Origin of the sequence: Pseudomonas putida (assembly GCF_028682475.1) — a bacterium.
Classification (GTDB): Bacteria; Pseudomonadota; Gammaproteobacteria; order Pseudomonadales; family Pseudomonadaceae; genus Aquipseudomonas; species Aquipseudomonas putida_AG.
The window spans coordinates 108,429-133,113 of the sequence record NZ_JANHLE010000009.1 but is presented as its reverse complement, the minus strand read 5'-3'; the positions used below and the strand labels follow the sequence as shown (position 1 = coordinate 133,113).

Genomic DNA, 24,685 nt, shown 5'->3' with positions numbered 1-24,685 from the left:
TATGGCCGGACCGGTCTTTCCCTGGCGAGATGGCAACCGGTTCGAGTTACTGATCGACGGCCCCGAATTTTTTCCGCGCATGCTCGCCGCCATTGCCCAGGCTGAGCAGCAGGTTGATCTGGAGCTGTACCTGGTGGAGGCGGGCGCCTGCGCCGAAGCCATGGTTCAAGCACTGGTGCAGGCCGCCGGGCTCGGGGTGCAGGTGCGCTGCCTGTTTGACGACTACGGCTCATTGGCCTTCACCTTGAACCTGCGCCAGCGCCTGATCGGCGCGGGCGTCGAACTGCGCTGGTACAACCGCCTGCGCTGGCGCCGGGGCTTTCGCAACCTGTACCGCGACCACCGCAAATTGCTGGTGGTCGACCAGACCTGGGCGGTGGTCGGTGGTACCGGCGTTACCGACCAGTTCTGGGTGCCTGACGAAGCCATCAGTGAATGGCACGAGGTGATGGTGCAGATGCAAGGGCCGTTGGTGGCCGACTGGCAGATGCTCTTCGATCGGCAGTGGCGCGCCAACCTGCGGCGTACGGCCTGGCGGCCAGCGACGCATTTTGGCCTGTCGCGCCTGCCGCATGTGCCCGATAGCGGCGAGGGCATGGGCCGGGTGGCGTATGCCGATGCCCGTCAGCACCGGGACATCCTGCAGTCGCTGGTACGCGCGCTGAATAGCGGGCAACGGCGGATCTGGCTGGCCACACCGTACTTTCTACCGACCTGGAAGGTGCGCCGCTCCTTGCGCCGGGCGGCTGCCAAGGGGGTTGATGTGCGCCTGCTGCTGACCGGTCCGCGTACCGATCATCCTTCGGTGCGCTATGCCGGGCACCGCTATTACCCGAGGCTGATGCGCGCCGGGGTGCAAATTTACGAGTATCAGCCGTGTTTTCTGCACCTGAAGATGGTGCTGGTCGACGACTGGGTGAGCATCGGTTCGTGCAATTTCGACCACTGGAACCTGCGTTTCAACCTTGAAGCCAACGTTGAGGCCATCGACCCGCCGCTGACTGCGGCGGTGGCCGCAAGCTTCGAGCGCGATTTCGCCCAGAGCCTGTGTATCGACCTGGCCCATTGGCATGCGCGGCCTTTGTGGAAGCGTCTGCAACAGCGTTTATGGGGGTGGCTGGATCGGCTGGTGGTGAACATGCTCGATCGGCGTGATTGATCGCGGGGCAAGCCCGCTCCCACAGCTTTCGGTGGGAGCGGGCTTGCCCCGCGAAAAAAAAGCGGCAGGGGAGTGATTCCCCTGCCGCTTTTTAGTCAGCAAACCCTGAGGTTTACTTCACTTCTACCGCCAGACTTTCAGCGATCTTGCTCTGCCACAGTGCCGGGCCAGTGATGTGCACCGACTCGCCATTGCTGTCGACCGCAACGGTGACCGGCATGTCTTTGACTTCGAACTCGTAGATCGCTTCCATGCCCAGTTCGGCAAAGGCCAGGACCTTGGACTTCTTGATCGCCTGGGCCACCAGGTAGGCAGCACCGCCGACAGCCATCAGGTACACGGCCTTGTTGTCCTTGATCGCCTCGATCGCGGTCGGGCCACGCTCGGACTTGCCGATCATGCCCAGCAGACCGGTCTGCTCGAGGATCTGGCGAGTGAACTTGTCCATCCGCGTTGCGGTGGTCGGGCCGGCAGGGCCAACCACTTCTTCACGCACCGGATCAACCGGGCCGACGTAGTAGATGAAGCGGCCTTTGAGGTCGACCGGCAGCTCTTCGCCACGGTTGAGCATCTCGACCATGCGCTTGTGCGCGGCGTCGCGGCCGGTGAGCATCTTGCCGTTGAGCAGGATGGTCTCGCCCGGCTTCCAGCTCTGCACGTCTTCCGGGGTCAGGGTGTCGAGGTCGACGCGGCGGGCCGATGGGCCGGCTTCCCAGACGATTTCCGGGTAGGCGTCGAGCGACGGCGCTTCGAGGTCGGCCGGGCCGGAACCGTCGAGCACGAAGTGCGCGTGACGGGTAGCGGCGCAGTTCGGGATCATGCACACCGGCAGGGACGCGGCGTGGGTCGGGTAGTCCATGATCTTGACGTCGAGCACGGTGGTCAGACCGCCGAGGCCCTGGGCACCGATGCCCAGCTGGTTGACCTTCTCGAACAGCTCCAGGCGGATCTCTTCGATGCGGTTCTGCGGGCCGCGGGCCTTGAGCTCGTGGATGTCGATGGATTCCATCAACACTTCCTTGGCCATTACTGCGGCCTTCTCGGCGGTACCGCCGATGCCGATGCCGAGCATGCCAGGCGGGCACCAGCCAGCGCCCATGGTCGGAACGGTCTTCAGTACCCAGTCGACGATCGAGTCGGACGGGTTGAGCATGGCCATTTTCGACTTGTTCTCGGAGCCGCCGCCTTTGGCCGCCACGTCCACTTCCACGGTGTTGCCCGGGACGATGGAGTAGTGGATGACCGCCGGGGTGTTGTCCTTGGTGTTTTTACGAGCGCCTGCCGGGTCGGCCAGGATCGAGGCACGCAGGACGTTTTCCGGCAGGTTGTAGGCGCGGCGCACGCCTTCGTTGATCATGTCGTCCAGGCTCATGGTCGCGCCATCCCAGCGCACATCCATACCGACGCGCACGAACACGGTAACGATACCGGTGTCCTGGCAGATCGGGCGGTGGCCGGTGGCGCACATGCGCGAGTTGATCAGGATCTGGGCGATGGAGTCACGCGCGGCGGGCGACTCTTCACGCAGATAGGCCTCATGCATGGCCTGGATGAAGTCAACGGGGTGGTAGTACGAAATGAACTGCAGGGCGTCGGCAACGCTCTGAATCAGGTCGTCTTGCTTGATCACGGTCATGCAGCGCGCTCCTCTTAAAGACGGGAACATTCAATAAGGTATTCCGACGCGGACAGGCCGAGGTGTCGAAACGACCTTTCACGGCGCGCCGACGGTCAGGCTGGCGGCGCAAAAAGGCGCGGCAGTATAGCGTGCATCGGCCTTGGGTACACGTATCAGTGGTCTGACGAAGGTCGGTAAGCGACGGGCATTGTTTTTGCGTAGCGCCGCTTTGTGCAAAACTGGCGGCTTGAACGCCTGGGAGAGCCTCGATGCCTGAAATGCGCGTAGGTGAGCAGCAGTGGACCGTGGCGCCGGGCAGCAATTTGCTGGATGTGCTCAATGACGCCGGTTTTTTGGTGCCGTATAGCTGCCGCGCCGGCAGTTGTCATGCCTGTCTGGTGCGCTGCCTGCACGGGCAACCGCTGGATTCACAGCCCGATGCCCTGAGTTCGGAGCAGCGCCAGCTGGGCTGGCGCTTGTCCTGCCAGTGCCGGGTCGAAGAGGATTTGCAGGTTGCCCTGTTCGACCCGCAGCAGGACGGTATCGGTGCATCGGTGGTCGGCCTTGACTGGTTGAGCCCGACGGTGCTGCGCTTGCGCCTGCACGCCGAGCGCAGGTTGCGTTACCAGGCAGGTCAGCACCTGGTGCTGTGGAGTAGCAGTGGTGTGGCCCGACCCTATTCGCTGGCTAGCCTGCCGGATGAGGAGCGTTTTCTCGAGTTTCACCTCGATTGTCGCCAGGCGGGTGCCTTCTGCGATGCAGCGCGCCAGTTGCGGCTGGACGATGCCCTGCGCCTGGGTGAATTGCGCGGCGGGGCGCTGCACTATGATGCCGACTGGCAGGAGCGCCCGTTGTGGTTGCTGGCGGCGGGCACGGGGCTGGCACCTTTGTGGGGGATTCTGCGTGAAGCCTTGCGTCAGGAGCACCAGGGCCCGATTCGTGTGTTGCACCTGGCCCATGATAGTCAGGAGCACTATCTGGCCAGCGAATTGGCCGCGCTTGCCGAGCGTCATCCGCACCTTCAAGTCGAGCTGCTGACCCCGCAGGCATTGCCCCAGGCACTGGCTGCGCTGCGCCTGCAATCACGCCAGACGATTGCCCTGGCCTGCGGCTCACCGGCCAGCGTCGAGCAGTTTTCCCGCCGGTTGTTTTTGGCCGGATTACCGCGCAATCAGCTGTTTGCCGATATTTTCACCGGGCACGCATAAAAAAACCGCAGCACAGGCTGCGGTTTTTTCGTTGCGGGTCAGGATCAGACCTGCGAATCACCGACATGCAGGATCTTCATGCCGTTGGTACCACCGATGGTGTGGTAGCTGTCGCCTTTGGTCAGGATTGCCCAGTCGCCGGGTTCGACCACCTGGCGTTTGAGCAGCTCGTCGACTGCCGCCTCGCTGACTTTTTCGGCCGGCAGGGCTGCCGGATCGAAAGCCACCGGGTAAACGCCGCGGAACATTGCGGCACGGGCCAGGGTGGCGCGGTGCGGCGAGAAGGCGTAGATCGGCACCGAAGAGCGCAGGCGCGACATGATCAGCGGGGTGTAGCCACTCTCGGTAAGGGCGATGATCGCCTTGACGCCCGGGAAGTGGTTGGCGGTGTACATGGCCGCCAGGGCGATGCTTTCGTCGCAGCGCTCGAAGGTGGTGTGCAGACGGTGGCTGGACTTCTGGCTGGTCGGATGCTTTTCCGCACCCAGGCAGATGCGTGCCATGGCCTGGACCGCTTCGATCGGGTAAGCACCGGCGGCGCTTTCGGCCGACAGCATCACCGCGTCGGTGTTGTCGAGCACGGCGTTGGCCACGTCGGACACTTCGGCACGGGTCGGCATCGGATTCTGGATCATCGACTCCATCATCTGGGTGGCGACGATCACGGCTTTGTTGTTGCGACGGGCGTGCTGGATGATTTTTTTCTGGATCGCGATCAGCTCGGCATCGCCGATTTCCACGCCCAGGTCACCACGGGCAACCATTACCGCGTCACTGGCGGCGATCAGGCCATCGAGGGTTTCGTCGTCGGCCACCGCTTCGGCGCGTTCGATCTTGGCCACCAGCCAGGCGCTGCCGCCGGCTTCGTCACGCAGGCGACGGGCGTATTCCATGTCGCTGGCATCACGCGGGAACGACACGGCCAGGTAGTCCAGGTCCATCTCGGCAGCCAGCTTGATGTCGGCCTTGTCTTTTTCGGTCAGGGCCGGTGCGGTCAGGCCGCCACCTTTGCGGTTGATGCCTTTGTGGTCGGACAGCGGACCGCCGATCAGCACCGAGCAGTGCAGCGAGTCGCTGGTGGCGGTTTCGACGCGCATTACCACGCGGCCGTCATCGAGCAGCAGCTCGTCACCGACGCCGCAATCCTTGACCAGGTCCGGGTAGTCGATACCGACGATGTCCTGGGTGCCTTCGGTCAGCGGGTGGGCGGTGGAGAAGGTGAAGCGGTCACCGACTTTCAGTTCGATGCGCTTGTTGGCGAATTTGGCGATACGAATCTTCGGGCCTTGCAGGTCGCCGAGCAGCGCTACATGGCGACCCAACTTTGCCGCGATCTCACGGATCAGGCGCGCGCGGGCTTTATGCTCATCGGGCGTGCCGTGGGAGAAGTTCAGGCGAGCGACATCCAGGCCGGCAAGAATCAGTTGTTCGATAACTTCCGGCGAGTTGCTGGCGGGGCCAAGGGTGGCGACGATTTTGGTACGGCGGATGGTCATGCACAGACTCCTATAGTGAAGCGCAGCGAAAGGCTACTCTGGAATTGCGCTGTAGTCATTGTTCCTTTGCACTACCTGCCGGGGGATAGGGGTAGCGTTTGAACGGGAGTGGGGGAAATAAACTGTGGGAGCGGGCTTGCCCCGCGATTGCGGTTTGTCAGTCACCTTGCATCGCGGGGCAAGCCCGCTCCCACCTACCTACAGATTTCCCCGACAATGCCGATAAGCTGCGCAATACAGGAGATTCCCCATGCGAGCCTTGATCGTTCTAGCCCTGGCGACCAGTGTCGTCGGCTGCACCCGTTGGTCGATGGACCATCATCTGAACAATGCCTACCGCGCTTATGATCGCGGCGACTGCGAGAAGGTCATGCTCGAGCTGTCGCAGGTCGACCGGACCAGCCGCGCACGGCCATTCATCCATCCCGAAGTGTCGATGCTGCGCGGTCAGTGTCTGGAACGTCAAAAGCTCTACGTCGATGCCGCGCAGACCTATCAGTACCTGATTACGCGCTACCCGCAGAACGAATACGCCTACCGCGCCCGCGCCCGCCTGCAGACCCTGGAACAACTGGGACACTACCGCAGCGGCGAGTCCGCCATTGCCCGACCGGCCACCATCACGCCTTGGCGTTAATACTAAAGTGTTCGGGTCTGAATGTGACGCGAAGGTCAGGTTGCGCTAATCTTGATGCTGAAACACACGTAAATCAGCAGCACTAGCGCGGCCCTGCTCAAGGGTCTCCGACAGCGATTCCGATCATGTTTGACGAGCGCCGCATCGAGCGTCATCAGCTCCCTTACTTCCTCAAAGTCTTCAACCGCCATACCGATCAGCCGATCGGCTACCTGGGTAACGTGTCCGAAGACGGCCTGATGCTGATCAGCCAGCTGCCGATGCTGGTCGGCCCGGATTTCGAGCTGCAATTGAAAGTCGTCAGCCGCAATGGCGGCATGCATCTGATCAACCTGACCGCCAGTTGCCTGTGGTGTCATGAAGACCAGACGCCGGGGCACTACGACTCCGGGTTCATGCTGTTGCAGGCGCCACCGGAATACGCGCTACTGGTGCGTGCCCTGCGCAACTATTTCAGCTTCCATCCGCTGGAGGCCTCGGTCTGAGGCTGGTCGTAGCGGGCGAGTAGCCCTAGACTCTGGTCGATCTTCTGTTCAGGACGACCCCGTGAGCACCAGCATTTTCTGGCACGACTACGAAACCACCGGCATTAATCCACGCAATGACCGACCCTTGCAGGTAGCGGGCGTGCGCACCGATCTCGAGCTCAACGAGATCGAAGCACCGATCAATTTCTACTGCCAACCCAGTGATGACATCCTGCCGCACCCGGCCGCTTGCCTGGTCACCGGCATCACCCCGGCGCAGCTGGCCAGCCAGGGCCTGCTTGAAGCCGAGTTCATGACCCGCGTGCACACCGAGCTTGCGCGCCCGGGCACCTGCGGTGCGGGCTACAACAGCCTGCGCTTTGACGACGAAGTCACCCGCTACAGCCTGTATCGCAACTTCTTCGATCCGTATGCCCGGGAGTGGCAAGGTGGCAATAGCCGTTGGGACCTGATCGACGTGGTGCGCGCCGCGTATGCGCTGCGCCCGGATGGCATTGTCTGGCCGCAGCAGGAGGGGCGTGTCAGCTTGCGCCTGGAGCTGCTGACGGCGGCCAATGGAATCGATCATGGCCAGGCCCACGAGGCACTCAGTGATGTGCGGGCCACTATTGCGCTGGCACGCTTGATTCGTGAGAAACAGCCGAAACTGTATGACTGGTTGTTTCAATTACGTAATAAACACAAAGTGCTGGATCAAATCCGTTTGCTGCAGCCGCTGGTACATATTTCCGGGCGCTTCTCGGCGGCGCGCAACTATCTGGGTGTGGTCCTGCCACTTGCCTGGCACCCGCGTAACCGTAATGCCTTGATTGTCTGTGACTTGGGCATGGATCCCCAACCGTTGCTGCAAGAGGACGGCGAGTCGTTGCGCCAGCGTTTATACACGCGGCGCGAAGACATGCCTGAAGGGCAATTACCTGTGCCCTTGAAGTTGGTGCATATCAATCGTTGTCCAGTGGTTGCTCCGCTCAATGTATTGCGTGTGCAGGATCAGCACCGCCTGGGGCTGGATATGTCCTTATTTCAAATGCGGGCATCAAGCCTGATAGCCGCTCAGGCGATCTGGCAGGATAAATTGCAAACCCTCTACAGCGAGGAAGAGTTTGCCCCTTGTGACGATCCGGAGCAGCAATTGTATGGCGGCTTTATCGGTGATCGCGACAGGCGTCTGTGCGAGCAAGTGCGCAGTGTCGAGCCCCGCCAATTGGGACAGGGGCACTGGATGTTTGACGATGAACGTTTACCTGAATTGCTGTTTCGCTATCGCGCCCGTAATTTCATCGACACCTTGAATGAACAGGAGCTGCAGCGCTGGCAGCTGTTCTGTCAGCAGCGTCTTAGTGATCCACACATGGGCGCGCCGAATACCGTTGGCGATTTCGAGCAGGCCCTGCAGGACTGCTGGGGAGGGGCCAACGCCGCTCAGCGGGAATTACTCGGGCAGTGGCAGGCACATGTCCAGGCGTTGAAGTTGCAGTTGGGACTATAAGCGGCACTAAACCAGGGGCGAAAAAAAACGCCAGCAAGCTGGCGTTTTTTCATCAGTGCAAACGCGTTGCAGTGACTGGCAATTAACCCAGCAGGGTTGCCCAGCCTTCAACCACATCGCCACCCCACTTGGCTTTCCACTCTTTCAGGGTTTTGTGGTTGCCGCCTTTGGTTTCGATGACTTCACCGTTGTGCGGGTTCTTGTATTGCTTGACCTTGCGCGCGCGCTTGGTACCGGTGGTTTTAACAGCACCACGTGGGGTTTTGCTCGATTTTGCTTCAGGGTCGAGCAGGGCAATGATATCGCGCAGCGACTTCTGATATTCGCCCATCAGGTTGCGCAGTTTGCCTTCGAACTCCAGCTCTTTCTTCAGCTTGTCGTCATTCGACAGGTTGGCCAGGCGAGCCTGCAGTTCTTTGATGGCTTCTTCGGTGGCGCGGTATTCGTTAATCAGGGACATTGGGTGATCCTTGGAAATGGGGGGAATCAGGTAGACAGTGGGCCAATAATAGTCAGAGCTTACTGCCAAGTAAACATTAAACTTGGCGATAAATGCAGGCGCGGTTAAATCGAACCGATAAATTGTATTAAAAATATTTTACAAACTAAGACTGGTAAAAAGCATTTATCGGGCGCCACGCCGTGTGTCGCGTGGCGTTGTGCTGTTCTCAGCGACAGTCGCTGCAACTGACAGGATGTGCGCATTGCCTACTGCAGTTTTTCCGGGCACTCGTTAGAATGAGCGCCTTTGCGAAGTATCTGGAGTCCCTTTCATGCGCACCTTCCGGCTGGTGATTGCTTGCCCCGACCGCGTTGGCATCGTCGCCAAAGTCAGTAATTTCCTGGCGTCTCATAACGGCTGGATCAACGAAGCGAGCCATCATTCCGATGAGCAGAGCGGTTGGTTCTTCATGCGTCACGAAATCCGCGCAGACACCCTGCCATTTGGCATTGAGGCTTTGCGTGAAGCATTTGCACCGATTGCTGAAGAATTTTCCATGGTCTGGCGTATTACCGACACCGACCAGAAAAAACGCGTCGTGCTGATGGCCAGCCGTGAATCTCATTGCCTGGCTGACTTGTTGCACCGCTGGCACGCCAAAGAACTCGACTGCGACATTCCTTGTGTGATCTCCAACCACAACGACCTGCGCAGCATGGTCGAGTGGCATGGTATTCCGTTCTTCCATGTACCGGTCGATCCGCAGGACAAGCAACCGGCGTTTGCCGAAGTGTCGCGCCTGGTCAAGGAACACGGTGCCGATGTCGTGGTGCTGGCGCGTTACATGCAGATCCTGCCACCGCAACTGTGCCAGGAATATGCCCAGCAGGTGATCAACATTCACCACAGCTTCCTGCCTTCGTTCGTCGGCGCCAAGCCGTATCACCAGGCCTCGTTGCGTGGTGTGAAGCTGATCGGCGCGACCTGCCACTATGTGACCGAAGAGCTGGACGCCGGCCCGATCATCGAGCAGGACGTGGTGCGTGTCAGCCACAGCGACAGCATCGACGACATGGTCCGGTTCGGCCGTGACGTCGAGAAGATGGTGCTGGCGCGTGGCTTGCGCTATCACCTGGAAGACCGTGTTCTGGTGCACGGCAACAAGACCGTGGTCTTCAACTAACCACGCTCAAGGCAGGAGGTTGCAGCATGGCCGATCCCCTCGACAAGGCAACCTCCAAAGCCCCGCCCACCCTCGGCGAAGGCTGTTTGAGCCGTTACGACCCGCAGGCACTGGACAGTGAGGATGGTACCGATTTCCCCGGTGCCGCCGAACTCTGGGAGCAGTTGCAGCGCCCTAGCGACGTGCCCGAGCCTGATTGAAGCGCTCCAGTAGCGGTCGTCCCAGCAAGCACAGGAACACCGGGCCACCGGCAATCAGGTAGAAGTAATAGGTCACCAGCCGCCAGATCAGAATGGCTGCAGCCGCAGTGGAACTCCCCACCAGGGGGGTCAGCAACGCGGCCGAGGTCAGCTCCGCGGCCCCGGCGCCACCGGGCAGCAGGCTGAATTGCCCGGCGCTGAGCGAGAGCATCTGCACCAGAAAACTGAGCATCCACTGCACATCCACGCCCAGTCCGCGCAGGGCCAGGTACAGCACGCTGTAGCGCAACCCCCAATGCACGCAGGTCAAGGCAAACACCAGGGCCAGGGTGCGCTTGGGCAGTTTCCAGGTCTCGCCCAGGGCGCGCAAGAAGTGCAGTGTTTTGCGCGTCCAGCGCCGGCGCCGCGAGGGGGAGACCTTGAGCCTGCGTAGCATCCGGCCACTGAGCCTGAGCAACAGGCGCCGACAAGCCAGCAGCACGACAACCCCGGTGACTATCGCGAGCATCAGTGCGGCGCTGCTCAGCAGCATGCCTTCCAGGCGGCGGTTGAGGCTGTACAGCAGGGCGTAGCCAGCGATACCGAGCATGGCACAGAGGAAAAACAGCAGGTCATTAAGCTGGTCGGCGGCGAACACCGCGCTGCTGCGTGCCGGGCCGATGCGGTGGCGCGCCAGCAGCGCCATCAAGGCCAAGGGGCCGCCGCTGCCGCCGGGGGTGGTGCAGATGGCGAACTCGGTGGCGATGATCACGCCGAGGCTGCGCATGCGCCCGAGGTGTTCGCCCTGACTGCCCAGCAGCAGCCGCAGGCGAAGGGCATTGATGATCCAGCACAGCAAGATCATCCCCAGCAGGCCCAGCATCAAGCCGGGGGCGAAAGCGCGCAGGCGCCCCAGCAGGTCACTGCCACCGAGCACGACTGGCACCAGCAGCGCCATGATCAGGGCCAGGAGCAGCCAGAGGAGGCGATTCACCGCCATTGCCTGCTGCTCAGCCAGGCAGATTTGGTCAGCGGTGTGCGGCCCTGGCGCAGCAGGTGTTGCAAGGTTTGCATCCAGTAGTGGCGAGAAAAATCATGGCGCATATCCACCGGGTGCAGGCCCAGGCGTATCACCGGCGCTTGTTGCAGGCGGGCCGCCTGCAGTTCGCAGACGATCTTCGACAGGCCCCGGCGCCAGGCGCTGCGCGCGCTCCAGACCAGGCCGGGAGCGGCGACCGGGGTAAAGTCGGGCAGGTGATAGAAGTGCCGTGGATCGCTGGTGTACTGCAAGGGCAGGGTGCGCAACGCCTGGCGGGTGCCGTCGCTCATCAACCAGGCCGGGGCGACGAAACCTGCCAGCGGCCAGTCGAAGCGGCGAAACACTGCCATGCCCGCCTCCAGGCGCTGCAGTGCGCAGGCTTGGTCCAGGCTGCAGAACTCACCTTCGAAAGTGTAGATTCGGCGTAGAAAGTAATCCCGTGCCGAGTGTGGTGGCGGGCTGTCATCGACATGGTAATAGCCGTGCAGCACCAACTCGTCGCCACGCCGCAGGCGCTGATCGAGCATGTGCCGAAAGCCCGTTGCCGAGGCCAGGGGATGCTGTTTGTGGAAATCCGGTACCACCAGCCAGGTCATGGGAATCTCGCCCAGGGCGTCAACTGCCTCGACGAACGGTTGGTAGTCCGGCCAGGTGTGCGGGGCTACGTCATGCAATACCAGCAGCAGGCTTTGCCCGCTGCTGGGGTTGACGCTGGGCTCAGGCATGCGCCCGCACCGGCAGCTCATGGCCAAGCACTGCCCGGTAGTGGGCCAGCAGGCCATTGACCACGCTGTCCCAGGCGTAGCGCTGCTCGACATGCCGACGCGCCTGCAAGCCGAGCTGCGTTGCGCCTTCTTCGAACACTTCACGCACGGCCCTGGCCATGGCCTGGCCGTCGTTGGGCGGGCACAGGCGGCCAAAGCGTTCGTCGAGGATTTCTACGAAAGCGCCTGCGGCGACGGCTATCACCGGAATCGAACTGGCCATGGCTTCGAGGACCACCAGGCCAAAGGTCTCCTGATCACCCGCGTGTACCAGGGCGTCGGCGCTGGCCAGCAGGCGGGCGACTTCGTGGGTCGGGCAGAAGTGGTCGATGACCGTGACATTGGCCGGCACATTGGAGGGCATGTGCGAGCCTACCAGCAGCAGGTGATAGTGCCTGCCCAGGCGTTGCATGCAGTCGAGCAGCACCGGCAGGTTTTTCTCCCGCGAGCCACGGCCGGCAAATACCAGCAGGTGTGTGCTGTCGGCGATGTGCAATTGCCGGCGCAGCGCCGGATCGCGGTGTTGCGGATGAAAGGTGCTCAGGTCGACGCCAAGCCGCTGCACATGCACATTGCCGATCCCCAGGCGGCGCAGTTTGCTGGCCATCACCAGGCTGGGCGTCAGGACCCGGTCGAAATTGCCGTACAGCCTGCTGACATAGGCTTCGACATTCGGGGTGAACCAGTTGCCCATGCGATTGCTGACCAGCAGGGGCAGGTCGGAGTGATAGAAACCGATGACCGGCACATCGAGCTGGCGGCGTGCCTCCAGGGCTGCCCAGGCGGTCAGGTAAGGGTCGCCGACTTCGATCAGGTCCGGCTGCAGATCCTGCAGGACGTTGCGCCAGGGCGCCAGGCGCAATGGAAAACGATAGCCATTGCCGAACGGCAGGGCGGGTGCCGGCACCTGGTAGATGCCATTGGCGTGTTGGCGGCTGGCACCGGGGATCAACAGACTGTGGCGGACACCGGGGGTGTGTCCCAGGTGGTGATGTTTGGCATCAAGATAGGTACGCACACCGCCACTGGCGGGGGCGTAGAACATGGTGATGTCGGCAATGTGCACGATCAGCATCCCTCCGAGATCGTCTTGCGAGTGTGTCATCCGGCTGTGGTTAGCCACCGATGACGCGCCCTAAGGTTGACCTCTATGAAGGATAGTTTGTTCGATCGCGTTACGAGGGGAAGGGCAGCGGCACGCGCCGCTGCCCCTGACAGTCAGATGCGGAAGCTGCCGACCAGGTGTTTCAGGCGGCTGGCCTGCTGTTCCAGGTCGGCGCAGGCGCGCAGGGTCGACTGCAGGTTCTCGACCCCTTCCTGGTTGAGCATATTGATCTCGTTGATGTCCATGTTGATCGAGTCGACCACGGCGGTCTGCTCCTCGGTGGCGGTGGCTACCGACTGGTTCATGCCGTCGATCTCGCCGATGCGCAGGGTCACGCTGCCCAGACGCTCACCGGCCTGATTGGCGATCTCGACGCTGTCCTGGCTGTGGCGCTGGCTTTGGCCCATGGTGTCGACCGACTCGCGGGCGCCGACCTGCAGCTCTTCGATCATGTTCTGCACTTGCTGCGCCGACTCCTGGGTGCGGTGCGCAAGGTTGCGTACTTCATCGGCAACCACGGCGAAACCGCGCCCGGCTTCACCGGCGCGGGCGGCTTCGATCGCGGCGTTGAGCGCCAGCAGGTTGGTCTGCTGCGAGATGCTGGTGATCACTTCGAGAATCTGGCCGATGTTCACCGTTTTGCTGTTGAGCGTCTCGATGTGCGAGCTGGAGGTGCAGATCAGATCCGACAGACGGTTCATTGCGGCGATGCTGCGATCGACTACTTGCTGGCCTTCTTCGGCCAGATGGCGCGCCGAGCTTGCCTGTTGCGAAGCCTGGGCGGCGTTATGGGCGATTTCCTGGGCGGCGGCGCCGAGCTGGTTGATGGCGGCCGCGACGCTGTTGGTGCGGTTGGACTGTTCGTCGGAGTTGACCATCGACGAGTTGGAGGCGCTCACCACCCGCAGTGCCACTTCGTTGACCTGCTCGGTGGCGGAAGACACTTCGCGGATCGAGGTGTGAATACGCTCTACGAAACGGTTGAACGCGGTGCCGAGGATGCCGAATTCGTCCTGGCTGTGCAGGGTCAGGCGCTTGGTCAGGTCGCCTTCGCCTTCGGCGATGTCTTCCATGGCCCGGGTCATGGTGTGCAGCGGCTGCAGCAGAACACGGATCAGCAGGCCGAGCAGGGCGATGATGATCACCACGGCAACCAGGGTGGCAATCACCGCCGAGGTGCGGAATTCGCTGAGCATCGAGAAGGCCTTGTCCTTGTCGACGGACAGGCCGATGTACCAGTTGGCCGAAGGCAGGCCCTTGACCGGGGCGAAGGTCAGCAGACGGGTCTGGCCGTCGACCTGGACTTCACTCAGGTCTTTGCTCAGGCGCGGCGTGTTTTGCGGGTACAGGTCCGACAGCGACTTCATCACCAGGTTTTTGTCCGGGTGCACCAGAATCTTGCCTTGGTCGTTGACCAGGAAGGCGTAGCCCATGCCGCCGAAGTTCAGCGAGTTGATGATTTCGGTCAGACCGTCCAGGGCCAGATCGCCACCGACCACGCCGATGTTGCGCGCGGCCGTGACGACCACGGAAATCACCATTTTACCGGTGCTGACGTCAATATAGGGTTCGGTCAGGATCGGGCCGTTGGCGGCCATGCCGTCTTTGTACCAGGGCCGTACACGTGGGTCATACCCGTCGGGCATCTTGGTTTGCGGGCGAATGGTGAAACCACCGTTGACGTCACCCAGGTAGATAGTCAGGAAACTTGAGACCAGCGCTTGTTGCCCGAGCAGGGTGCCGATGTTTTCGGCAGCGGGAAACGCGGCAATGTTCTGTGCGACGTTTTGCACCAGCAGGATGCGGCCATCAAACAGGTTTTTAATATTGGTGGAGGTGGTATCGCCCATCTCTGCGAGATAACGTTCCAGATCTTCACGAATCGCATTGCGCTGCAGGAAATCGTTGTACAAAGTGAACAACGTGAAGGCGATCATGACGATCAGAGAAGCGGCCAGAAGTATCTTGTGGCTGAATCGGAGGCTTTTGTTCATAACGTGTCGGTCCGCTAAGGTTTTGTTATCCGGGTCGTTCGCACAAAGAACAGTTTGAAAGCAGTGCAGGTCCCCTTTCCTTGTCGGGCTTTTCCTGTCTTTCTGGTGGTCTATCGCTAATGAGATATCGGCCGATTTAAACCAAAGCTTTAAACAGAGGGTGAAAAAACATGCCTGACTCTTCGCAGTTCATTCTCGGTGCCGACCCGACCGGACAGGCGGTTGCCCAGGCCATGCGCCTGGCCAACCGACATGGTCTGGTTGCAGGGGCTACCGGTACCGGCAAGACCGTAACCCTGCAGCACATGGCTGAGGCGTTCAGCGATGCCGGGGTGGCGGTATTCGCCGCCGACGTCAAAGGTGACCTGTGTGGCCTGGGCGCGGTGGGCAACCCTCAGGGCAAAGTCGCCGAACGCATCGCCGGGATGCCCTGGCTTGGCCACCGGCCGCAGGCTTATCCGGTCAGCCTGTGGGATGTGCACGGGCAATCCGGTTATCCATTGCGCACCACCCTCAGTGAAATGGGCCCGTTGTTGCTGGGCAACCTGCTGGAATTGACCGACAGTCAGCAGGCCGCGCTGTATGCCGCGTTCAAGGTGGCCGATCGCGAAGGCCTGTTGCTGCTCGATATCAAGGACCTCAAGGCGCTGCTGGCGCACCTCAAAGACAACCCGCAATTGCTCGGTGAAGACACTGCGCTGATGACCACCGGTTCCAGTCAGGCCCTGTTGCGGCGCCTGGCCACCCTGGAACAGCAGGGCGCCGAGGCGTTGTTCGGTGAGCCGGCGTTGCAACTGGAGGATCTGTTGCGTCCGGATACCGACGGTCGCGGGCGTATCCATCTGCTCGATGCCAGTCGTCTGGTGCACGAGGCACCCAAGGTCTATGCGACCTTCCTGCTGTGGTTGCTGGCCGAGTTGTTCGAGCAGTTGCCCGAGCGCGGCGATGCTGACAAGCCGTTGCTGGCACTGTTCTTCGATGAAGCGCATCTGTTGTTCAACGGTACGCCGAAGGCGTTGCAGGATCGGCTGGAGCAAGTGGTGCGGTTGATTCGCTCCAAGGGCGTCGGAGTGTATTTCGTCACTCAGTCGCCGGGTGACTTGCCGGACGATGTCCTGGCGCAACTGGGCTTGCGTATCCAGCACGGCCTGCGGGCCTTCACTGCCAAAGAACAGAAGTCGTTGAAGGCCGTGGCCGATGGTTTCCGCCCCAACCCTGATATTGACACCCTGAGCGTGCTGACCGAGCTGGGCATCGGTGAAGCCTTGGTCGGTACCCTGCAGGACAAAGGCACGCCGGGGATGGTCCAGCGGGTGTTGATCGCGCCACCGCAGTCGCGTATCGGGCCGTTGAGCGATGCCGAGCGCGCCGCACTGATTGGCGCCTCGCCGTTGGCCGGGCGTTACGACAAACCGGTGGACCGTGAGTCGGCCTATGAAATGCTCACCGCCCGCAAAGGCGGGGTAGCGCAGCCCGAACAGGCGCCTGCCGCTGCCGAGCCAAGCTTTGCTGACCAGGCTGGCGAATTCCTCCAGAGCGCTGCCGGGCAGGCGATCAAGTCGGCGATGCGTCAGGCGGCCAACCAGTTCGGGCGGCAATTGGTACGCGGCTTGATGGGCTCGTTGCTCGGCGGTAGCAAGCGTCGGTAGCTGACAGTTTCCACAGCAGCTACAAAAAAGGCGCCCGAAGGCGCCTTTTTCAATGCAGCACGAATCAACCGATGAACCGGGTCGCCAGCCAGAACAACCCGGCCGACAGGCCCACGGTTGCCGGCAGGGTCAGGACCCAGGCCAGCAGGATGGTCTTGACGGTGCCGCCTTGCAGGCCGCTCTTGTTTGCCACCATGGTACCGGCCACACCCGACGACAGGACGTGGGTGGTCGATACCGGCAGGCTGAAGATGTTGGCCATGCCGATGGCGCAGGCTGCGGTGATCTGCGCCGACATGCCCTGGGCATACGTCATGCCCTGCTTGCCGATTTTCTCACCGATGGTCAGGACCACACGCTTCCAGCCGACCATGGTACCCAGGCCCAATGCCAGGGCAACCGCGAGGATCACCCAGAACGGTGCGTACTCGGTGGTGGCGGTCAGGTCTTTGCGCAGTTTGTCCAGGTCAGCCTTCTCGCGTGGCTGCAGGCCTGGGAGCTTGCCGACTTTCTTCGCGGTGTCGTCCAGGCAGAGCAGGTAACGACGCACTTCCACGCGTTTTTCCGGGCTCAGCGAGCGGTACTCGGTTACACCCTTGAGCGAGTCGAGCAAGGCATTGATGGTCGGCTCGGTCTGCTGCGGGTTGCAGCTGAACTGCTCTGGCAAGTCGCCATTTTTGGCTTTGCCCAGGGCCAGGAACTCACCGAGGGTGGCCTCGTTGCGCTGGTAGAACTGGCTCAGGTGCAGGGTGGCGTCGCGGGTCCGCTCGATCTGGTAGGTGGTGCTGTTCAGGTCGAGTACGAACTGCGCAGGGACGATACCGATCAACACCAGCATGATCAGGCCGATACCTTTCTGACCATCGTTGGAGCCGTGCACGAAGCTCACGCCCATGGCCGAAATCACCAATACCAGGCGGTTCCAGAACGGTGGGTGCTTCTTGTCGTCGAGCTTGCGGCGCTGTTCCGGCGTCTTGTGCATCTTCGACAGCGGGCGCCACCATTTCAGGCCCAGCAGCACCAGCGCAGCGACGGCAAAGCCAGCCATGGGCGAGAGCACCAGGGACATGGCGATGTCGATTGCCTTCTGCCAGTTGACCCCTTCACCCAACGGAATGTCGCTGATCAGGGCGTTGGCCAGGCCAACGCCGAGGATCGAACCGATCAGGGTGTGGGAGCTGGACGCCGGAATCCCGAAGTACCAAGTGCCCAGGTTCCAGGCAATGGCGGCGGCGAGCAAGGAGAAGACCATGGCCAATCCATGACCGGTGTTCACATTGATCAGCATCTCCACCGGCAACAGGTGAACGATGGCATAAGCCACGCCGACACCGCCGAGCAGCACGCCAAGGAAGTTGAACACCCCGGAGAAGAACACCGCCAGGTGCGGAGGCATGGCTTTGGTATAAATGACTGTAGCAACCGCGTTAGCGGTGTCATGAAAGCCATTGATGAACTCGAAGGCGAGTACGAAGGTCAAAGCGAGCAACAGGCTCACCAGTACCCAGGCATCAAGTCCGCTGAATAAATCGATCATGAAGGTTTTCTGACCCGGTCATAAGGGGGCGCGATTATGCCAGAAATCCCTGTTAATCGATGCACCTGCCGCTGACCGGTGCTGGCCGCCGAGGTGCTTTCCCGGGGTGGCAAGTGTCGGGAATGATTAAACAAATGTCGGCTAAAAGCGCCAAAAATCGAGAAAATATAAGGGTTTACAGCGAGCGGTTGCTCACATTAAAAATTCAAACGTTTGTATGAAATTTGTGAGAAACCGTTACGACATGCATAGGAGCTGTAACGATCATCCCCCCGGACTTTTCTCAAGTACCGGTCATCCGACCGCCATCAGCTGGCGCCATGGTCGTAGCCTAGGGCTCGTCGCTTTTGAGTTCTTTCTCGATCTTTTGCAGTTCCTGGGCGAATGCCTGATCAAGAATGCTTGCTCGTTTGCGCCAGGGCTTACGCTCCGGGTCGGGTTGGGCGGCGTAGGTGGTGACTTCCCCGCCGTAAACTTCCTTGTAACGTTGCTCCTGACGCTCAAGTTCCGCGCGCAGTTCGTCTTTCGTCACAGTGCTACCTGTTGGTTTGAATAAACTCTGGCGTTAACGCGTGAGGCTGCGCAATAGCGCAACATGCACGTGGCTACGCTGCCAGAGCGTAATGACTGTCGCAGCAACAGTAGATTCGAATTGGGCAAGTCGATACGAACAACTGGGTGTTCAATCGTGTGTCACTTGCTCTGGGTCCGCTCCCTACAACGTCTGGCAAGTGCGGATTGGATCCGGCAAAGCCCTGCGGGGTAGCGGGAACGGAACTTGATTATAGCAAGCAAGTTTGATCAGCGTACCACTCTGTTGTTTCTCTAATGACAACAAAGATGGGCTTTTGTTACCGGCTTGTTAAGTTTGCCTGGCGTTTTGCTTAAGCGCCTGCTTGAGACGGGAAGTTATTCAGCAAATGGCAACTGTTGTTGCACAGGCAAGGAGGGAGAAAAAAACGGCCTTGCTTCGTGGGCAAGGCCGTGCCTGGGACTTCTACGGTGGGTACCTGACCAGTCTCTCCAAGAAGCCACATGGTGGCGGTGGAAAGGTATAAGCAATTGAGGGTAGCGGTCAATTGCGATTATCGGTCGTTGGTTCGATAATCGCCCCAGTGACTGTGTTGTCGAGGTGAGCCATGACAGAAGAAACAACGCCCAAAGGGCCCGGATTGAACGATCAGGTGCGCAGTTCGTTTGCGTCGCTGGCACCCCCCATCGTTGCGTCACCGGCCAGGCGTATCCAGGCCTTCACCGGGGATCCCGACTTCATGACCTCGCTGGCCCGCGGCCTGGCGGTGGTCCAGGCGTTCCAGGAGCGCAAGCGCCACCTGACCATCGCGCAGATCAGCCACCGCACGGAAATTCCCCGGGCGGCAGTGCGCCGTTGCCTGCATACCCTGATCAAGCTCGGTTACGCCACCACCGACGGGCGCACCTATTCGCTGTTGCCCAAGGTGCTGACACTGGGCCACGCTTACCTGTCATCCACGCCACTGGCGGTGTCGGCCCAGCCGTACCTGGACCGCATGAGCGATCAGTTGCACGAGGCCTGCAACATGGCCACCCTCGAAGGCGACGACATCCTTTATATAGCCCGCTCGGCAACGGTGCAGCGTTTGATCTCGGTGGACCTCTCGGTTGGCGGCCGGTTGCCGGCCTATTGCACCTCCATGGGGCGGATCCTTCTGGCGGCGCTGGACGACGCGACCCTGCACGAATACCTGGAGCATGCCGACCTGCAGGCCAAGACCAGTCGTACCATCCACGATCCGGTGGCGTTGCTCGAATGCCTGCAACAGGTTCGCCAGCAGGGCTGGTGCGTGGTCGACCAGGAGCTGGAGCAGGGCCTGCGTTCGATTGCCGTGCCGGTCTACGATGCTTCCGGCCAGGTGCTGGCGGCGCTAAACGTCAGTACCCATGCTGGCCGGGTCAGCCGCACCGAGCTTGAGCAACGCTTCTTGCCAATCATGCTCGCCGCCAGCCGCGACCTCAGTACCCAGCTGTTTGCCTGAGTCTGTACGTTCCTGTTCGATAAACGCACAGTGTTGCGTTTATCGAATTGCGCAGTTTTCGACCTGTTATTAATGTCCTTCGCACCGATCGATCTGCCTGGATCGATTGAGTTGCTCACGCGCGCCCCGCACATAAGCGCGCTCAAACTGGATAAAAATAATGAACAGTCCACACGCTGCTGTCGGGAACTGCCTTGATGTGCAGTCCTTTATCAATTCGCAACCCCTGTCGCGCTATCAATGGCGCGTGGTGATCCTGTGTTTCCTGATTGTCTTTCTGGATGGCCTGGATACCGCTGCCATGGGCTTTATTGCCCCGGCGCTGTCCCAGGATTGGGGCATCGATCGCGCCAGCCTCGGCCCGGTAATGAGCGCGGCGCTGATCGGCATGGTCTTCGGCGCGCTGGGTTCGGGCCCCTTGGCCGACCGTTTCGGGCGCAAGGTGGTGCTGGTGGGGGCGGTGGTGGTATTTGGCGCCTTCAGCCTGGCCTCGGCCTACAGCACCACTGTCGACCAGTTGCTGGTGCTGCGCTTTCTGACCGGTCTGGGTCTTGGCGCTGGCATGCCCAACGCCACCACGCTGCTGTCCGAGTACACCCCGGAGCGGCTCAAATCGCTGCTGGTCACCAGCATGTTCTGTGGTTTCAACCTGGGGATGGCCGGTGGTGGTTTCGTTTCCGCCAAACTGATCCCGGCGTTCGGCTGGCATAGCCTGCTGTTGATCGGTGGCGTGTTGCCGCTGGTGCTGGCGGTGGTGCTGTTGCTGTGGCTGCCGGAGTCGGCGCGCTTTCTGGTGGTGCGCAACCGCGGTACAGACAAAGTGCGTCAGACCCTGGCACCGATCGATCCGGCCATTGTCGGCCAGGCCTCGAGCTTCAGCGTACCCGAGCAAAAGACCGTGAAGGCGCGCAATGTCTTTGCGGTGATCTTCTCCGGCACTTACAGCGTCGGCACCTTGTTGCTGTGGCTGACCTATTTCATGGGCCTGGTAATTGTCTACCTGCTGACCAGCTGGCTGCCGACCCTGATGCGTGACAGTGGCGCGAGCATGGAACAGGCCGCCTTTATCGGTGCCTTGTTCCAGTTTGGCGGAGTCCTCAGCGCCGTGGCGGTGGGCTGGGCCATGGACCGCTATAACCCGCACAAGGTGATCGGCACCTTCTATCTGCTGGCCGGGGTGTTTGCCTACGCGGTGGGCCAGAGCCTGGGCAACATTACCGTGCTGGCGACCCTGGTACTGATTGCCGGTATGTGCGTCAACGGTGCGCAGTCAGCCATGCCTTCTCTGGCGGCGCGCTTCTATCCGACTCAGGGCCGTGCCACGGGCGTGTCGTGGATGCTTGGGATTGGCCGCTTCGGCGCCATTCTCGGAGCCTGGATGGGCGCGACCCTGTTGGGACTGGGCTGGAACTTCGAGCAGGTGCTGACGGCGCTGGTTATCCCGGCCGGGTTGGCTACGGTGGCGGTGCTGATCAAGGGTATGGTCAGCCACGCCGACGCCACCTGAGTGAGTTATCGCGGGGCAAGCCCGCTCCCACCGGGCCAGAGATGACCCTGTGGGAGCGGGCTTGCCCCGCGATCGTTTCACATCATTAGGACAACAACAATTTGTTCGATAATCGAACAGTTAGTCGATTATCGGATTGTACCGCCCGCAGCCCCGTCTTAATCTGAAGTCCTACCGGCGCCATCCAAGGCGCCATGCACACCGACCTCGACTCAGCATATCCAGGAGTCTGCAATGGCTGAAATCCTCTCGCTCCACGATGCCGTGAAGCAGTTCGTCCACGACGGCGACAGCGTCGCCCTCGAAGGCTTCACGCACTTGATTCCGACTGCCGCCGGGCATGAAATCATTCGTCAGGGCAAGAAAGAGCTGACCCTGGTACGTATGACTCCAGACCTGATCTACGACCAGCTGATCGGTGCCGGTTGCGCGCGCAAACTGATTTTCTCCTGGGGCGGTAACCCCGGTGTCGGCTCGCTGCACCGTCTGCGTGATGCCGTGGAAAAGCAATGGCCGCAGCCTATGGAGATCGAAGAACACAGCCACGCGGACCTGGCCAACGCCTATGTCGCCGGCGCCTCGGGCCTGCCGTTCGCGGTGCTGCGTGCTTACGCCGGTTCCGACCTGCCCAAGGTCAACCCGCTGATCAAGAGCGTCACCTGCCCGTTCACCGGTGAAGTACTCGCCGCCGTACCTTCGGTACGCCCGGATGTCACCGTGATCCACGCGCAGAAGGCCGACCGCAAGGGCAACGTGCTGCTCTGGGGCATTCTCGGTGTGCAGAAAGAAGCGGCGCTGGCGGCCAAGCGTTGCATCGTCACTGTCGAAGAAATCGTCGACGACCTCAACGCCCCGATGAACGCCTGTGTGCTGCCGACCTGGGCACTGTCGGCGGTGTGCCTGGTGCCGGGCGGCGCCCACCCGTCCTACGCCCATGGCTACTACGAGCGTGACAACCGTTTCTACCAGGCCTGGGACCCGATTGCGCGCAATCGCGAAGCCTTTACTGCCTGGATCGACGAATACATTCGCGGCACCGCCGACTTCACTGAATTCAAGGCAAAACTGGCCAGCGCTTCGGAGGCTGCACAATGAGCTACTCCACCAATGAAATGATGACCGTCGCCGCAGCCCGTCGTCTGCGCAACGGTGCAGTATGCTTCGTCGGCATCGGCCTGCCTTCCAAGGCCGCCAACCTGGCGCGCCTGACGTCCTCGCCCGACGTGGTGCTGATTTACGAATCCGGCCCGATTGGCGCCAAACCAAGCGTTTTGCCGCTGTCGATCGGTGACGGTGAACTGGCGGAAACCGCCGACACCGTGGTGCCGACCGGCGAGATCTTCCGCTACTGGCTGCAGGGCGGGCGGATCGACGTCGGCTTCCTCGGCGCCGCCCAGGTCGACCGTTTCGGCAACATCAACACCACCGTGGTGGGTGACTACCACAACCCGAAAGTACGCCTGCCTGGTGCTGGTGGCGCGCCGGAGATTGCCGGTTCCGCCAAGCAGGTGCTGATCATCCTCAAACAGTCGAACCGCGCCTTTGTCGACAAACTCGACTTCATCACCTCGGTCGGCCACGGCGAGGGCGGTGATTCGCGCAAACGCCTGGGCCTGCCAGGCGCAGGGCCGGTTGGGATCATCACCGACCTGTGCATCATGGAGCCGGAAGCCGGTACCAACGAATTTGTCGTGACCTCGATCCACCCGGGCGTGACCCGCGAGCAGATCATCGACGCCACGGGCTGGGCGATTCGCTTTGCCGACAGCGTGCAGACCACTGCCGAGCCAAGCGACGTCGAGCTCAGCGCCCTGCGTGACCTCGAAGCGCGCACTGCCGCCGCCCACGGCCAAGCGCCAGGAGAAGCCTGATGCGTGACGTATTTATCTGCGATGCCATTCGCACCCCGATTGGCCGCTTCGGCGGCGCCCTGGCCGGTGTGCGTGCCGATGACCTGGCGGCAGTGCCGATCAAGGCGCTGATCGAGCGTAACCCGCAGGTGCAATGGGATCAGGTAGACGAAGTGTTCCTCGGCTGCGCCAACCAGGCCGGTGAAGACAACCGCAACGTCGCGCGCATGGCGCTGCTGCTGGCGGGCCTGCCGGACAGCGTGCCGGGGGTGACCCTCAACCGTCTCTGCGCCTCAGGCATGGACGCGGTCGGCACTGCCTTTCGCGCCATTGCCAGCGGCGAGATGGAGCTGGCGATTGCCGGTGGCGTCGAGTCGATGTCGCGTGCCCCGTTCGTCATGGGCAAGGCCGACAACGCCTATTCGCGCAACATGAAACTGGAAGACACCACCATCGGCTGGCGCTTCATCAACCCGTTGATGAAAGCCCAGTACGGCGTCGATGCCATGCCGCAGACCGCTGACAACGTCGCCGACGATTACCAGGTCTCGCGTGCCGACCAGGATGCTTTCGCCCTGCGCAGCCAGCAACGTACCGCAGCCGCCCAGGCCGCAGGTTTCTTCGCTGAAGAGATCGTGCCGGTGCGCATCGCCCACAAAAAAGGCGAAACCGTTGTCGAGCACGACGAGCACCCGCGGGCCGATACCACCCTCGAAGCGCTGACACGTCTGAAGCCGGTCAACGGCCCGGACAAGACGGTTACCGCAGGCAATGCCTCGGGCGTCAATGACGGTGCCGCAGCACTGATCCTGGCCTCGGCCGAAGCGGTGAAAAAACATGGTCTGACGCCACGCGCGCGGGTCCTGGGCATGGCCAGCGCCGGCGTTGCGCCGCGGGTCATGGGCATCGGTCCGGTGCCCGCAGTACGCAAGCTGACCGAGCGCCTGGGTGTGGCGGTGAGTGATTTCGATGTCATCGAACTCAACGAAGCCTTTGCCAGCCAGGGCCTGGCGGTGCTTCGTGAACTGGGCCTGGCCGACGACGCGCCGCAGGTCAACCCCAATGGCGGCGCCATCGCCCTGGGTCATCCGCTGGGCATGAGCGGTGCGCGACTGATCCTCACTGCCTTGCATCAGCTGGAAAAGTCCGGCGGCCGCAAGGGCCTGGCGACCATGTGCGTCGGCGTGGGGCAGGGCCTGGCGCTGGCCATCGAGCGGGTGTAAAGCCAATACCCCCGGACACGCGGCTCCCACGCAGGGTCGCGGGGCCGGGGGGATTGTTTGTGGAACGAGGGTGTTACTGATTGTGTCTAGACTCCAGTAACCC

At 61.6% G+C, this 24,685-nt stretch carries 21 protein-coding genes and 2 pseudogenes; 13 read left to right on the top strand and 10 right to left on the bottom strand.

The features are described 5' to 3' along the window. The first annotated feature begins 1 nt into the window (after position 1). Positions 2-1,159 (top strand): phospholipase D-like domain-containing protein, encoded by a 1,158-nt coding sequence (locus tag NPS47_RS10445; protein ID WP_274294908.1) that lies wholly within the window; start codon positions 2-4, stop codon positions 1,157-1,159. A 112-nt stretch (positions 1,160-1,271) separates the two neighbouring features. Here the strand turns inward: NPS47_RS10445 and NPS47_RS10440 are convergent, their stop codons facing one another. Further along, the gene (locus NPS47_RS10440) at positions 1,272-2,795 is read right to left on the bottom strand and encodes a fumarate hydratase (RefSeq protein ID WP_128323955.1); all 1,524 of its coding nucleotides are present in this window, start codon (positions 2,793-2,795) and stop codon (positions 1,272-1,274) included. 251 nt (positions 2,796-3,046) lie between these two features. On the opposite strand from NPS47_RS10440, the gene NPS47_RS10435 reads away from it, so the two are divergent. Further along, positions 3,047-3,985, top strand: a complete 939-nt coding sequence (locus NPS47_RS10435; RefSeq protein ID WP_274294907.1) for an iron-sulfur-binding ferredoxin reductase — start codon at positions 3,047-3,049, stop codon at positions 3,983-3,985. Between the two features lie 44 nt (positions 3,986-4,029). On the opposite strand, the gene pyk is transcribed toward NPS47_RS10435, so the two are convergent. Continuing rightward, on the bottom strand, positions 4,030-5,481 hold the full coding sequence (pyk, locus tag NPS47_RS10430) for a pyruvate kinase (RefSeq protein ID WP_274294906.1): 1,452 nt from the start codon (positions 5,479-5,481) through the stop codon (positions 4,030-4,032). A gap of 250 nt (positions 5,482-5,731) precedes the next feature. On the opposite strand from pyk, the gene NPS47_RS10425 reads away from it, so the two are divergent. From NPS47_RS10425 to sbcB, 3 genes are all read left to right on the top strand, one after another. Further along, a complete protein-coding gene (locus NPS47_RS10425; RefSeq protein WP_274294905.1) occupies positions 5,732-6,118 on the top strand; it encodes a tetratricopeptide repeat protein in 387 nt (128 codons plus the stop codon). A gap of 125 nt (positions 6,119-6,243) precedes the next feature. Beyond that, the gene (locus tag NPS47_RS10420; RefSeq protein ID WP_274294904.1) at positions 6,244-6,603 is read left to right on the top strand and encodes a PilZ domain-containing protein; all 360 of its coding nucleotides are present in this window, start codon (positions 6,244-6,246) and stop codon (positions 6,601-6,603) included. A gap of 61 nt (positions 6,604-6,664) precedes the next feature. Further along, on the top strand, positions 6,665-8,095 hold the full coding sequence (sbcB, locus tag NPS47_RS10415) for an exodeoxyribonuclease I (RefSeq protein ID WP_274294903.1): 1,431 nt from the start codon (positions 6,665-6,667) through the stop codon (positions 8,093-8,095). An 82-nt stretch (positions 8,096-8,177) separates the two neighbouring features. On the opposite strand, the gene mvaT is transcribed toward sbcB, so the two are convergent. Continuing rightward, entirely contained in the window at positions 8,178-8,555 is a 378-nt protein-coding gene (gene mvaT, locus NPS47_RS10410) for a histone-like nucleoid-structuring protein MvaT (RefSeq protein ID WP_157191283.1), read from the bottom strand. A gap of 313 nt (positions 8,556-8,868) precedes the next feature. Between mvaT and purU the strand changes: the two genes are divergently transcribed. Together purU and NPS47_RS10400 are read left to right on the top strand one after the other, a co-directional pair. Next, a complete protein-coding gene (gene purU / locus NPS47_RS10405; protein ID WP_274294902.1) occupies positions 8,869-9,720 on the top strand; it encodes a formyltetrahydrofolate deformylase in 852 nt (283 codons plus the stop codon). A gap of 26 nt (positions 9,721-9,746) precedes the next feature. Beyond that, the gene (locus tag NPS47_RS10400; protein ID WP_274294901.1) at positions 9,747-9,920 is read left to right on the top strand and encodes a hypothetical protein; all 174 of its coding nucleotides are present in this window, start codon (positions 9,747-9,749) and stop codon (positions 9,918-9,920) included. Here NPS47_RS10400 and NPS47_RS10395 read toward each other — a convergent pair. The 5 genes and pseudogenes from NPS47_RS10395 to NPS47_RS25685 form a co-directional block, all read right to left on the bottom strand. Continuing rightward, positions 9,895-10,893, bottom strand: coding sequence for a lysylphosphatidylglycerol synthase transmembrane domain-containing protein (locus tag NPS47_RS10395; RefSeq protein ID WP_274294900.1), 999 nt, complete (start codon positions 10,891-10,893; stop codon positions 9,895-9,897). The two genes, NPS47_RS10400 and NPS47_RS10395, sit on opposite strands and share 26 nt — an antisense overlap. Next, positions 10,890-11,663 (bottom strand): polysaccharide deacetylase family protein, encoded by a 774-nt coding sequence (locus tag NPS47_RS10390; RefSeq protein ID WP_274294899.1) that lies wholly within the window; start codon positions 11,661-11,663, stop codon positions 10,890-10,892. The genes NPS47_RS10395 and NPS47_RS10390 overlap by 4 nt, the downstream gene beginning before the upstream one ends. After that, a complete protein-coding gene (locus NPS47_RS10385) occupies positions 11,656-12,777 on the bottom strand; it encodes a glycosyltransferase family 4 protein (RefSeq protein WP_274294898.1) in 1,122 nt (373 codons plus the stop codon). The genes NPS47_RS10390 and NPS47_RS10385 overlap by 8 nt, the downstream gene beginning before the upstream one ends. Before the next feature lie 143 nt (positions 12,778-12,920). After that, positions 12,921-13,517, bottom strand: a pseudogene (locus tag NPS47_RS25690) (methyl-accepting chemotaxis protein); the annotation flags it as partial. Positions 13,518-13,778: 261 nt separating this feature from the next. Continuing rightward, positions 13,779-14,657: pseudogene (locus tag NPS47_RS25685) on the bottom strand (HAMP domain-containing protein); the annotation flags it as partial. 314 nt (positions 14,658-14,971) lie between these two features. On the opposite strand from NPS47_RS25685, the gene NPS47_RS10375 reads away from it, so the two are divergent. Beyond that, a complete protein-coding gene (locus tag NPS47_RS10375; protein ID WP_274294896.1) occupies positions 14,972-16,450 on the top strand; it encodes a helicase HerA-like domain-containing protein in 1,479 nt (492 codons plus the stop codon). Positions 16,451-16,514: 64 nt separating this feature from the next. On the opposite strand, the gene NPS47_RS10370 is transcribed toward NPS47_RS10375, so the two are convergent. Together NPS47_RS10370 and NPS47_RS10365 are read right to left on the bottom strand one after the other, a co-directional pair. Next, on the bottom strand, positions 16,515-17,987 hold the full coding sequence (locus tag NPS47_RS10370) for an inorganic phosphate transporter (protein WP_274294895.1): 1,473 nt from the start codon (positions 17,985-17,987) through the stop codon (positions 16,515-16,517). Between the two features lie 331 nt (positions 17,988-18,318). Beyond that, positions 18,319-18,519, bottom strand: a complete 201-nt coding sequence (locus tag NPS47_RS10365) for a hypothetical protein (protein WP_038607407.1) — start codon at positions 18,517-18,519, stop codon at positions 18,319-18,321. A gap of 607 nt (positions 18,520-19,126) precedes the next feature. Here NPS47_RS10365 and pcaR point away from each other — a divergent pair. The 5 genes from pcaR to pcaF all read left to right on the top strand — a co-directional run bounded on the left by pcaR (position 19,127) and on the right by pcaF (position 24,582). Continuing rightward, on the top strand, positions 19,127-20,002 hold the full coding sequence (gene pcaR, locus NPS47_RS10360) for a pca regulon transcriptional regulator PcaR (RefSeq protein WP_274294894.1): 876 nt from the start codon (positions 19,127-19,129) through the stop codon (positions 20,000-20,002). Positions 20,003-20,162: 160 nt separating this feature from the next. Continuing rightward, positions 20,163-21,509 carry an MFS transporter gene (locus NPS47_RS10355; protein WP_274294893.1) on the top strand — a complete coding sequence of 449 codons (1,347 nt, stop codon included), beginning with the start codon at positions 20,163-20,165 and terminating at the stop codon, positions 21,507-21,509. A 234-nt stretch (positions 21,510-21,743) separates the two neighbouring features. Further along, positions 21,744-22,604, top strand: a complete 861-nt coding sequence (locus tag NPS47_RS10350) for a CoA transferase subunit A (protein ID WP_274294892.1) — start codon at positions 21,744-21,746, stop codon at positions 22,602-22,604. Then, positions 22,601-23,380: a CoA-transferase subunit beta gene (locus NPS47_RS10345; protein WP_274294891.1), complete on the top strand. Its 780-nt coding sequence runs from the start codon at positions 22,601-22,603 to the stop codon at positions 23,378-23,380. Before NPS47_RS10350 ends, NPS47_RS10345 begins: the two co-directional genes overlap by 4 nt. Then, positions 23,377-24,582: a 3-oxoadipyl-CoA thiolase gene (gene pcaF, locus NPS47_RS10340; protein ID WP_274294941.1), complete on the top strand. Its 1,206-nt coding sequence runs from the start codon at positions 23,377-23,379 to the stop codon at positions 24,580-24,582. The genes NPS47_RS10345 and pcaF overlap by 4 nt, the downstream gene beginning before the upstream one ends. The last annotated feature ends 103 nt before the right edge of the window (positions 24,583-24,685 follow it).